Source organism: Nonomuraea sp. NPDC001831 (genome assembly GCF_042892035.1).
In the GTDB taxonomy this organism is placed as follows: Bacteria; Actinomycetota; Actinomycetes; order Streptosporangiales; family Streptosporangiaceae; genus Nonomuraea.
Genome location: NZ_JBIATU010000011.1, coordinates 91936 through 102977, shown reverse-complemented (window position 1 = coordinate 102977; position 11042 = coordinate 91936). Strand labels below are relative to the sequence as shown.

Here is an 11042-nt window from a genome sequence, read left to right as displayed (position 1 = left end):
CGGGGCCTGACCTTGCGGCCGCCGCCCTCCTGCCGGGGCGGCGGCCTCAGGACATCGCGCCGGGCGTGATCAGCCCGGTCTCGTACGCCAGCACCACGGCCTGCACCCGGTCGCGCAGCCCCAGCTTGGTCAGCACGTTGCCCACGTGCGTCTTGACCGTCGTCTCGCTCACCACGAGCTTGGCCGCGATCTCCGCGTTGGACATGCCCTTGGCGATCAGCCGCAGCACCTCCAGCTCCCGCTCGGTCAGCCGGTCGAGACGGGCCGGCGTGGCCTGCTCGTAGGCCGAGGGCAGCCGCTTGGAGAACCGGTCGAGCAGCCGCCTGGTCACGCTCGGCGCCACGATCGCGTCGCCCGCCGCCACCACCCGGATCGCCTGCACCAGCTCGTCGGGCGGCACGTCCTTCAGCAGGAAGCCCGACGCCCCCGACCGCAGCGCCTCCACGATGTACTCGTCGAGGTCGAACGTGGTCAGCACCAGCACCTTCGGCACGTGCGCGGTGGGCGCGGCCTCCCGCACGATCCGGCGGGTCGCCTCGATGCCGTCGACGCCCGGCATGCGGATGTCCATGAGCACCACGTCGGGCAGCAGCGCCCTGGTCTGCTCCATCGCGCCGTTGCCGTCGCCGGCCTGGCCGACCACCGTGATGTCGGACTCGGCCTCCAAGATCAGGCGGAATCCCGTGCGCAGCAGCGGCTGGTCGTCCACCAGCAGCACTCTGATCGTCATTGGCCGTCCTTCAACGGGAACCTCGCCCGCACCTCGAAACCGCCCCCCGGTCGCGGACCGATGTTCAGAATTCCACCATAGAGTGCGACCCGCTCGCGAATGCCGACCAGACCGTGGCCCGGCCGGTCGGCCGCCGGCGCCGTGCCCCGGCCGTCGTCCTCGACGCGTACGTCAAGGCCCGAGGGGTCGTGGGAGACGGTGACCACCGCCTCGGCCCCGGCCCCCGCGTGCCGCAGGCTGTTCGTCAGCCCCTCCTGGACCAGCCGGTAGGCGGCCAGGTCGACCCCGGCGGGCAGCGGCCGCGGCTCGCCCTCCACCTGCAGCCGCGTGGGCAGCCCCGCCTCGCGCATCTGCTCCACCAGCCCCGGCAGGTCGCCCACGCCCGGCTGCGGCCCCAGCTCGGCCCGCGCGTCGGTCCGCAGCACGCCCACGATGTTGCGCATCTCGGACATGGCCAGCCGCCCGGTGTTCTCGATCGCCGACAGCGCCTCCCGCGCCAGGTCGGGATCGGCGGCCAGCACCCGCCGCGCCGCGGCCGCCTGCACCGTCATCACGCTCACGTGGTGGGCCACCACGTCGTGCAGCTCACGGGCGATGCGCGAGCGCTCCTCGGCCCGAGCGGCCCGCGTGTCGGCCGCGTGGGCCCGCTCCAGCCTGGCCGCCCGGTCGCGCAGCTCCTCCAGGTACGCCCGCCGCAGCCGCAGGCTCCTGCCCGCCCCCCAGACCGCCAGCAACACCAGGACCGCCACCACGTGCCCGCTCACGCCCGGCGGCGTGACCGGGCCCGCCAGCGCCCCCACCGCGTACGTCAGCAGCGAGACCAGCAGCCCGCCCAGCGCCACCGCCAGCCCCCGGTTGGAGGCCACCGAGTACACCAGCACCAGGCTGGACACCCCCGACGCGCCGGTGCCGTAACCCAGCGCGGTCAGCGCCGTCTCGGGGATCAGGCCCGCGCACAGCGCCGCCAGCGGCCAGCGCCTGCGCACCGCGATGGGCGCGGCGGCCAGCACCAGCAGCGACGCCCCGAGCCCGTCGGGCGCGCGCATGCTCACCGTCGTCAGCTCCGCCGGCTCCAGGCGCTCGGGCCCGTAGAGGAGGAAGAGCGTCACCGAGGCCGCGGCCACCACCACGGCCAGGACCGTGTCGTGGAACAGGGGTCGGTCGATCCGCACCGCTTCACTGTAGGCCCAGGTGAGAGCCTTGAACTCCTCCCTTTGGAGGATAAGGGGCGGCCTGTCGGAGGGCTACAGCTCGTCGGTGGCCGCGCGCCGGTTGCTGCGCACCGTGTCGCCCGGCTGGCGGTCGGGCACCGGCGGCGGGGTGCCGCCGAACTCCGGGCACAACGCCTGGTGGTCGCACCAGTCGCACAGCTTGCTGCGGCGCGCCCGCCACTCGCCGGTCTCCAGCGCCCGCTCGATCGCCGTCCACAGCGCCATCACCTTGCGCTCGGTGGCCAGCAGGTCGGCCTCGTCGGGGGCGTAACGCAGCACCTCGCCGCGCCCGCCCAGGTAGACCAGCTGCAGCAGCCGGGGCACCTGCCCGCGCAGCCGCCACAGCACCAGCGCGTAGAACTTCATCTGGAACAGCGCCTTGGCCTCGAAGTCGGGGCCGGGCGCGCTGCCCGTCTTGTAGTCGACCACCCGGACCTCGCCGGTGGGCGCCACGTCGAGCCGGTCGACGTAGCCCCGCAGCATCAGGCCGCCCTCCAGCACCGCCTGCACGTAGAGCTCGCGCTCGGCCGGCTCCAGCCGGGTCGGGTCCTCCAGCGTGAAGTAGCGCTCCAGCATCGCCCGCGCCTGCGCCAGCCACTCGGCCTGCTCGGCGTCGTCGGCGAACATCCGCGCGTACTGCTCGTCCTCCTGCAGCAGCCGCTGCCACTGGGGCTCCAGCAGCTCCAGCGCCGCCTGCACCGACCGGCGCGGCGCCGGCAGGTCGTAGAGCCGCTCCAGCACGGCGTGCACCACGGTGCCGCGCACGGCCGCGGGGGAGGGTTTCTCGGGCAGCTGGTCGATGACCCGGAACCGGTAGAGCAGGGGACAGGTCATGAAATCGCCTGCCCGGGACGGGGAGAGAGCTCCGATGATCACCGGTTCGGTCAACGTCATGCACCGCACTCTAGGTCAAGAGCCCGACAGAATAACCCTCGCCGGGACGAGGATCACGTGATCCGGCGCGTAGCATCGAGGCAGCAACAGCACGTAATGGACGTACGAGGAGTGCGGTGAGCGAGCAGAGCCCGCGTCAGGAGTTCCCCGGCCTTCGGATGGGGCGGCCCTTCGGCATCCCGGTGTACGTCTCCTGGACGTGGTTCATCGTCGCTGCCTTCATCACCGTCATGTTCGGCCCCCGCATGCGCGACATGCTGCCCGAGCTGGACAACACCGTCGCCTACGCGGTGGCCTTCGTCTTCGCCGTGCTGCTCTACGTCTCGGTGCTGCTGCACGAGCTGGCCCACAGCGTGCTGGCCAAGGCGTTCGGCCTGCCGGTGCGCCGGATCACCCTCTACTTCCTCGGCGGCGTGTCGGAGATCGAGAAGGAGCCGCCCACGCCGGGCAAGGAGTTCCTGGTCGCCGCCGCCGGGCCGGCCCTGTCGCTGGGCCTGGCCGGGCTCGGCCTGCTCGCCGACACGTACGTGATCAACGACGGCGGCATCGCCGAGGTGCTCATCTGGCAGCTGTGGGTGGCCAACCTCATCGTCGGCGTGTTCAACCTGCTGCCCGGCCTGCCGCTCGACGGCGGCCGGATGCTGCGCGCGGGCGTGTGGAAGCTGACCAGGAACCCCGGCTCCGGCACGGTCGTGGCCGCCTGGGGCGGGCGCGTGCTGGCCGTGCTGCTGGTCGTCCTGCCGTTCGCGACGTCGATGACGAGCGGGCAGGAGTTCGACCCCGTCGAGCTGCTGTGGCCGGTGGTGCTGGCCTCCTTCATCTGGATGGGCGCCACCCAGTCGCTGCGCGTGGCCCGCATCCGCGCCCGCATCCCGCAGGTCAACGCGCGCGCGCTGGCCCGCAGGGCGATCCCGGTGGCGGCCGAGACGCCGCTGGCCGAGGCGCTGCGGCAGGCCGCCGAGCAGCGGGCCGGCGCCATGGTGGTGGTCGACCACGACGGACGGCCGGTCGCCATCGTCAACGAGGCCGCCGTCCAGGCCACCCCCGAGCACCGGCGCCCGTGGGTCGACGTGGGCTCGCTGGCCAAGGCGCTCGAACCGACCATGGTGCTGGCCGCCGACCTGACCGGCGAGCCGCTCATCGACGCCATGCGCTCGGCTCCCGCGGGGGAGTACCTGCTGGTGGAGCACGGCGGCGACATCTACGGCGTGCTCGCCACCGCCGACGTCAACCGCGTCTTCACCGGGGTCTGACATGCCCGGCGCGTTTGCGGCTAAGGTCTTGTCCGGCCACTTCCCGTAGCCCGGCGATTTCGATGCCAGGACGGCAGGCCGATAGTCTTCTGTTTGGCCGAACTTGCACAGTTGACGGGTTGGTCGTGGTCCACCGGTTCACCGAATCGAGACGCCTGGGCCGCGACACGGCGTCGTCGTCTGGGTATGCGTATGGCTGGTGGCCGGCACGGCAGTGCGGGTGCCGTAATACCGCCGGCTTCCGGGGAGGAGAGTTGAGTGACCGAGCGCAGCGAGGGCACCGATGAGCGCAGCACGGTCGTCATGAGGGAGGGCGCATGAGCGGCCAGGGCTTCGGAGTGGTGCGTCCCCTTCCCGGCGACGGGCTGGTCGCCTACATCGGCGGCCTGCTGCTGGTGTGCGACGCGGGCGAGGCGGCCGCCGACGGCCTGATCGAGGCGCTGCGCGAGACGGCGGCCTCCGGCGGCGACGGCCGGGCGCTGGCCCGCCGCGCGGCGCAGGTGCTGGCCGCCAACATGGCGGGCGACCCGGCCACGTGCGCGGTCGCCGGTCCCGTGGGCGGCGGCGTGGCCGTGCTGGTCAGCGGCTCGGCCTCGGCCTCGGTCAGCACCTCCGGCGGCGAGACGCGCCTGGCCGGCAGCGACTCCCTCACCTGGGCCGACCGGCTGATCAGCGGCCCGGTCGAGCGCGTCGAGCTCACCCTGCCCGGCGCCGGCAGTGCGCATCCCGCGGTCGGCTTCGAGGGGGGCGTCGTCCACGGCGGCGGCCTGATCGGCGACCTCACCGACCAGCCGTCGCACGTCCGTCCCCAGGGGCAGGCGGCCGACCGGTCCAGGCCGCTCACCAGCGAGATGCCCAACACGGCCCTGCACATGGAGCCCGACCTGGCCCCGCCTCCCGAGCGGCCGGTCGAGCGGCCGGCGGAACGGCCCGTCGAACGGCCTCCCTACCCGCTGGCCGACCAGCCGCCGATCGTCCAGGGTCCGCCCTCGGGCGCGCAGGCCGGCGTCCCGCACCCCGGCCCCCAGCCCGGTCCCCACTCCGGCCCGCCGTCGCTGGACCAGCCGCCCTTCGGCCAGGAGCAGGCCCCGTTCGGGCACGAGCAGCCGCCCTACCTCCCGCCCCAGGACCAGCCGCCCTTCCTGCCCGCGCAGGAGCAGCCCCACCCCGAGCCCCAGCAGCAGTTCCCGTCCTACGACGAGCTGCCGCCGTCCGGCAACGGTATGGCCGACCAGCCGCAGCAGCACATGGGCCCACCCGATCACTTCGACCAGCCGGCCCCGCCCGTGCTCGGCCCGCCGGAGCACTTCGACCACCCGGGGCCGCCGCCGCAGGAGCAGCAGGGCGACCACGGCGACCGCCCGCTGGTCTACGGGGTCGACTGCAAGAACGACCACTTCAACGACCCCAGGGTGCCCTACTGCGCCGTCTGCGGCATCGCCCTGGTGCAGCGGACGCTGGTGCCGTACAAGGGGCCGCGGCCCTCGCTCGGGGTGCTCATCCTCGACGACGGCACGGCGCTGCCGCTGGAGAGCGACTACCTGCTGGGCCGTGACCCCGAGCGCGCGCCCGAGGTGGCGGGCGGCTCGGCCAGGCCCGCCAAGGTCACCAGCCCCGACGGCTCGGTCTCGCGCCGCCACCTGCGGGTGGCCCTCGACGGCTGGGACGTCAACCTGGTCGACCTCGGCTCGGTCAACGGCACCCAGATCCAGCCGCCCGGCGACCCCAACTTCTACGACATCCCGCCGAACGAGCCGGTCACCATCGCCCCCGGCACGACGGTCCGGGTGGGCGTCTCCCGCACCCTCCGGTTCGAGGCCCATCGGGGCTGATCCTGGCCTCCGTCCGCCCGCACCTCTTTCCCGGGGGTGCGGGCGTTCGCGTTTCCGGAAAACCCTTAGGGAAATGCGTCGGATAGGTCTGCTGTCGAATAGCTGAATGGGAATTGCCGGGGGCGGGGGAGTGGGTGAGTAAGGGTATTTCGCGGGTGCTGGGCGATATTTCGGGAAAAGTCAGGACCGGGTCTGCGGCCCTCTCGGAAAGAGAGATCCAGGCCGCCCCAAAGGGGCCGGCCGTGCGAACGGGCCGGCCGTCCCGAGGCGGTCAGGTGTCCCGGGCGTCCCGAGGCGGTCAGGTGTCCCGGGCGTCCCGAGGCGGCCGGGTGTCCCGGGCGTCCCGAGTGGGCTGTTGGGGCGGAGGGTCAGGTGGGGCGGAGGGGGCGGACGCCGCGAAGCAGTCGCACGGCGGCCTCCAGTCCGCGGACCCCTTCCACCGCCCGTCCCGCCGCCGTCGCGTACCGGCTCAGCAGGTGTTCGTCCCGCTCCTGGAAGCCGCGTCCCGCCACCCACACGAACGCGTGGTCGCGGACCTGCGCCGGCACAGGCACGGCCAGGAAGCCCGGCTCGCCCATCGTCTCGTCCCGCGCCAGCCGTAGCGCCCCCTCCGCGACGGCCAGCTCCTTCAGCACCCCCGACCCCGACAACCACCGCCGCACCCGCAGCGGGTCTCCCCGCGGCGCGTGGACGTGCAGCGGACGGGCGTCCCGCCGCAGCACGTCCACGTGGACAAACCCGGCGTACGCGGTGCCCGCCACGGCCGCCGCGCCGCGCGCGAGCCGTTCGATCACGTCGGCGACCTCAAGGCACGAGAACGCGGTGATGAGTTCACGCATGGCGATATCGACACGGTTGTTTGGCATCGCGGTGATTCCCTCGGTTGGAGGGGGAAGAGATCGCGCGGCCCGATCACGCGAAACTCCGAACGGTGCCCCGGAGTATCACCCTCGACGCGGCTCCTGACTAGCCCTCAACAGGAAATTGCGATTTTTCCGCATTTCGCAGGCAGAGCCGGTGGAGCGGTTCACGACGGGCGCAGCCGCACCCACTCCACGTCGTCCGCCCGCGTGCCGTCCGGCTTCGGGAACAGCTCGCGATGCAGGCTCTCCCTGCTGAAACCGGCACGTTCCAGCACCGCGTGCGAGGCCGTGTTCTCCACGTCGGTGCCCGCCACCACCCGATGCAGGGCCGTGCGCGCGAACGCCCAGTCGACCAGCAGCCGCACCGCGCGGGTCATGAACCCCCTGCCGCGGAAATCCGGCACCAGCGAGTAGCCGATCATGGCCTGCCCGAGCACGGGGACGACCTGCATGAGCTGGAGGTGCCCGGCGAACGCGCCGGTGGCGGCGTCCCTGACCGCCAGCTCGATCCGCTGGCCGGTGACCCACCAGTAGCCGGTGCAGCGGCAGCGCTGCTCGTCCTCCTCCAGGGAGCCGGGCGGGGTCAGGGAGTAGGCGGTCACGCTCGGGTCGCACATCATCCGGTGGTACTCGGGGGCGTCCTCCACCGCGAGCGGCACGAGCCGCACCACGCCGTCGGTCAGCTCGCCGCCGTCGAAGAAGGGCAGGTACGGCTCCTCGGCCACCGCCGGCTCCCCGGCGATCCGGGCGAAGGACACCAGGTCGACCCACCGCCCGTCGCGCAGCCGCTTGGCCCTGCGCCGCCGGCCCTCCTCGCGGAACCCGGCCCTGAGCGCGACCCTGAGGCTGGCCACGTTCTCCACCTCGGCCTGCAGCTCCACCCGGTGCACACCCTGGTCGGCCAGCCAGTCGGACACCGCCCTGGCGGCCCGGGCGGCCACGCCCCTGCCGCGCGCCCACGGCGCCACCACGTAGCCGATCTCGACCGTGCCCCAGCGGTCGGGCGGCTGCACCCCGATCGCGCCGCAGTAGCGGCCGTCCTCGGTGACGGCCCACTCCGCGCCGCCCGAGGCCCACTTGTCCTCGGCGAACTTCAGGTAGGCGCGGGCGTCCTCGATCCGGTACGGCGACGGCACCAGCGGCAGATGCCGGGCGGTGACGGGATCGTCCATCATGCGCGCGATCGCCTCGGCGTCGGGGTCGGCGGGCATTCGCAGGATCAGGGGGCCGGTGGAGATCACGTCGCGCGGGAGCATCCCCCATAGATACCGTGCGTCCGGAGGCGTGAGAAACCCATATAACCTTGCCGACATGGGTTTCCGCAGGCATGGGCCGTTCCAGGCAGGGGATCAGGTGCAGCTCACCGACCCCAAGAACAAGCGCCACACGATCACGCTCAAGCAGGACGGCGTCTTCCACACGCACAAGGGCGCCATCCCGCACAGCGAGCTGATCGGGCAGCCTGAAGGCTCCGTCGTGCGGTCCTCCGGCGGCACCGCCTACCTCGCCTTCCGCCACCTGCTCCAGGACTACACGCTGGCGATGCCGCGCGGCGCGGCCGTCATCTACCCCAAGGACGCCTCGATGATCGTCGGCATGGCCGACGTCTTCCCCGGCGCCCGGGTGATCGAGGCCGGCGTCGGCTCCGGCGCCCTGACCTGCTTCCTGCTGCGCGCCGTCGGCCCCGAGGGCCACGTCACCTCCTACGAGCGCCGCGAGGAGTTCTCCGAGGTGGCCCGCAAGAACGTGGAGAAGTTCTTCGGCGACCCGATGGAGGACAACTGGCGCCTGGTCGTCGGCGACCTGGTCTCCTCGATCGACGAGGCCGACGTCGACCGCGTCATCCTCGACATGCTCGCCCCCTGGGAGTGCGTCGACGCCGCCGCCAAGGCCCTCACGCCGGGCGGCGTGATCTGCTGCTATGTCGCCACCACCACCCAGATGTCCAAGACCGTGGAGGCCATTCGCGATCACGGGTGTTTCACCGAGCCTCATGCGTGGGAGACCCTGGTTCGCGACTGGCATGTCGAAGGGCTCGCGGTACGTCCCGATCATCGGATGATCGGCCACACCGGCTTCCTCGTCAGCGCCCGCCGCATGGCAGACGGAGTGACGCCGCCACCGCGACGCCGCCGACCGAAGGGAACCACCGAGGAACTATGACAATTTGGCCACGAGGGTGCGTTGGTGCGTGACACGGGAACAGATCGCCGTGTTCATATGCTGGGAGTATTAAACGCACCATTGGGGATTATTCACCGAATACTGCATGTCACTCGACGAACACTGCCCGGCCAGGTTACGGAGGGGCCCGAGATAGGTAAGGTCCTTAGTAGTCGCCCTCGACTGGGAAGGAGGTGACGGGGCGTGGCAGCTCGCGATGATGCTGAGGCTCGAGCCGCGCAGCGCGAACGGGAGGTCGCTGATCTTTCAACACAGGTCTCCTTCCTGCAGGAGGAGATCACCGCGCTGAGGCGGAAGCTGGCCGAGTCACCCCGTCAGGCCAGAGTCCTCGAAGAGCGTCTCCATGAGGCACAGGCGAATCTCGCGGCCGTGACAGGCCAGAACGAGCGCCTGGTGGCCACACTCAAGGAGGCCCGGGACCAGATCGTCGCTCTCAAGGAGGAGGTCGACCGGCTGGCGCAGCCGCCGTCCGGCTTCGGCACCTTCCTTGAAGCCCGAGAAGACGGCACGATCGAGGTGTTCACCGGAGGGCGCAAGCTCCGGGTGAACGTCAGCCCCGCCGTCGACGTCGACTCGCTGAGGCGTGGCCAGGAGGTCATGCTCAACGAAGCACTCAACGTGGTCGAGGCACTCGGCTACGAAGAGGTCGGCGAGATCGTCATGCTCAAGGAACTACTGGACGAGGGCAAGCGGGCCCTGGTCATCTCGCACGCCGACGAGGAGCGCGTCGTGCGACTGGCCGACTCGCTGGTCGGCCAGCCCATCAGGGCCGGTGACTCGCTCCTGCTCGAACCCCGCTCCGGCTACGTCTACGAGCGCATACCCAAGTCCGAAGTCGAAGAGCTCGTGCTCGAGGAGGTCCCCGACATCTCCTACGAGGAGATCGGCGGGCTCATGCGGCAGATCGAGCAGATCAGGGACGCCATCGAGCTGCCCTACCTGCACGCCGACCTGTTCCGCGAGCACAAACTCCGTCCCCCGAAGGGCGTGCTGCTCTACGGCCCGCCCGGCTGCGGCAAGACGCTCATCGCCAAGGCGGTCGCCAACTCCCTGGCCAAGCAGGTCGCGGAGAAGACCGGCCAGTCCGGCAAGAGCTTCTTCCTCAACATCAAGGGCCCGGAGCTGCTCAACAAGTACGTCGGCGAGACCGAGCGGCACATCCGCCTGGTCTTCCAGCGGGCCCGTGAGAAGGCCTCCGAGGGCACCCCGGTGATCGTGTTCTTCGACGAGATGGACTCGATCTTCCGCACCCGAGGCTCCGGCGTCTCGTCCGACGTGGAGAACACCATCGTCCCTCAGCTGCTGTCGGAGATCGACGGCGTCGAGGGCCTGGAGAACGTCATCGTGATCGGCGCCTCCAACCGCGAGGACATGATCGACCCCGCGATCCTGCGGCCGGGCCGCCTGGACGTGAAGATCAAGATCGAGCGGCCCGACGCCGAGGCGGCCAAGGACATCTTCTCCAAGTACCTGCTGGCCGACCTTCCCCTGCACCCCGACGATCTGTCCGAGCACGGCGACTCTCGCGAGGCGACGATCCACGGCATGATCCAGAGTGTGGTGGAGCGCATGTACACCGAGAGCGAGGAGAACCGCTTCCTCGAGGTGACCTACGCCAACGGTGACAAGGAAGTCCTCTACTTCAAGGACTTCAACTCCGGCGCGATGATCCAGAACATCGTCGACCGGGGCAAGAAGATGGCCATCAAGCAGTTCCTGGAGAGCGGCCAGAAGGGCCTGCGGGTGCAACACCTGCTCACCGCCTGCGTCGACGAGTTCTCCGAGAACGAAGACCTGCCCAACACCACCAACCCCGACGACTGGGCCCGCATCTCCGGCAAGAAGGGCGAGCGGATCGTCTACATCCGCACGCTGGTCTCCGGCAAGCAGGGCACCGAGGCCGGCCGTTCGATCGACACGGTCGCCAACACCGGCCAGTACCTGTAGGGAACGTCTGGAAAGGGCCGCGCGGCCGTCCGCGCGGCCCTTTCCATGCCCGCCGGGGGAGATGTCACCTTGGACAGGGTGTTCGCGTTCGACGTGAGCCCTTTCCATGTCCGCCGGGGGAGATGGGC

9 protein-coding genes are annotated in these 11042 nt (G+C 71.2%); 4 read left to right on the top strand and 5 right to left on the bottom strand.

All coding sequences use genetic code 11. The features are described from left to right. Positions 1-46: 46 nt before the first annotated feature. From ACFYYW_RS31400 to ACFYYW_RS31390, 3 genes are all read right to left on the bottom strand, one after another. A complete protein-coding gene (locus ACFYYW_RS31400) occupies positions 47-730 on the bottom strand; it encodes a response regulator transcription factor (protein ID WP_352326885.1) in 684 nt (227 codons plus the stop codon). After that, positions 727-1902 (bottom strand): sensor histidine kinase, encoded by a 1176-nt coding sequence (locus ACFYYW_RS31395; protein ID WP_352326886.1) that lies wholly within the window; start codon positions 1900-1902, stop codon positions 727-729. The genes ACFYYW_RS31400 and ACFYYW_RS31395 overlap by 4 nt, the downstream gene beginning before the upstream one ends. Positions 1903-1974: 72 nt before the next feature. Continuing rightward, positions 1975-2835, bottom strand: a complete 861-nt coding sequence (locus ACFYYW_RS31390; RefSeq protein WP_352326887.1) for a RecB family exonuclease — start codon at positions 2833-2835, stop codon at positions 1975-1977. A gap of 116 nt (positions 2836-2951) precedes the next feature. On the opposite strand from ACFYYW_RS31390, the gene ACFYYW_RS31385 reads away from it, so the two are divergent. Both ACFYYW_RS31385 and ACFYYW_RS31380 read left to right on the top strand, forming a co-directional pair. Then, entirely contained in the window at positions 2952-4088 is a 1137-nt protein-coding gene (locus ACFYYW_RS31385) for a site-2 protease family protein (protein ID WP_352326888.1), read from the top strand. Between the two features lie 317 nt (positions 4089-4405). Further along, a complete protein-coding gene (locus ACFYYW_RS31380) occupies positions 4406-5920 on the top strand; it encodes an FHA domain-containing protein (protein WP_387653967.1) in 1515 nt (504 codons plus the stop codon). A 368-nt stretch (positions 5921-6288) separates the two neighbouring features. Here the strand turns inward: ACFYYW_RS31380 and ACFYYW_RS31375 are convergent, their stop codons facing one another. Continuing rightward, on the bottom strand, positions 6289-6759 hold the full coding sequence (locus tag ACFYYW_RS31375; protein WP_387653965.1) for a hypothetical protein: 471 nt from the start codon (positions 6757-6759) through the stop codon (positions 6289-6291). Between the two features lie 188 nt (positions 6760-6947). Then, positions 6948-8039: a GNAT family N-acetyltransferase gene (locus ACFYYW_RS31370; protein ID WP_387653963.1), complete on the bottom strand. Its 1092-nt coding sequence runs from the start codon at positions 8037-8039 to the stop codon at positions 6948-6950. Between the two features lie 55 nt (positions 8040-8094). Here ACFYYW_RS31370 and ACFYYW_RS31365 point away from each other — a divergent pair, with 55 nt between their 5' ends. Then, positions 8095-8946, top strand: coding sequence for a tRNA (adenine-N1)-methyltransferase (locus tag ACFYYW_RS31365; RefSeq protein WP_352326892.1), 852 nt, complete (start codon positions 8095-8097; stop codon positions 8944-8946). A 204-nt stretch (positions 8947-9150) separates the two neighbouring features. Then, on the top strand, positions 9151-10914 hold the full coding sequence (gene arc / locus ACFYYW_RS31360) for a proteasome ATPase (protein WP_352364052.1): 1764 nt from the start codon (positions 9151-9153) through the stop codon (positions 10912-10914). The last annotated feature ends 128 nt before the right edge of the window (positions 10915-11042 follow it).

Excerpts from the sequence above, each read along its gene's own strand:
- ACFYYW_RS31400 (WP_352326885.1), bottom strand. The coding sequence starts at position 730 with ATGACGATCAGAGTGCTGCTGGTGGACGACCAGCCGCTGCTGCGCACG.
- ACFYYW_RS31390 (WP_352326887.1), bottom strand. The coding sequence starts at position 2,835 with ATGACGTTGACCGAACCGGTGATCATCGGAGCTCTCTCCCCGTCCCGG.
- ACFYYW_RS31380 (WP_387653967.1), top strand. The coding sequence starts at position 4,406 with ATGAGCGGCCAGGGCTTCGGAGTGGTGCGTCCCCTTCCCGGCGACGGG.
- ACFYYW_RS31375 (WP_387653965.1), bottom strand. The coding sequence starts at position 6,759 with ATGCGTGAACTCATCACCGCGTTCTCGTGCCTTGAGGTCGCCGACGTG.
- ACFYYW_RS31370 (WP_387653963.1), bottom strand. The coding sequence starts at position 8,039 with ATGCTCCCGCGCGACGTGATCTCCACCGGCCCCCTGATCCTGCGAATG.
- ACFYYW_RS31365 (WP_352326892.1), top strand. The coding sequence starts at position 8,095 with ATGGGTTTCCGCAGGCATGGGCCGTTCCAGGCAGGGGATCAGGTGCAG.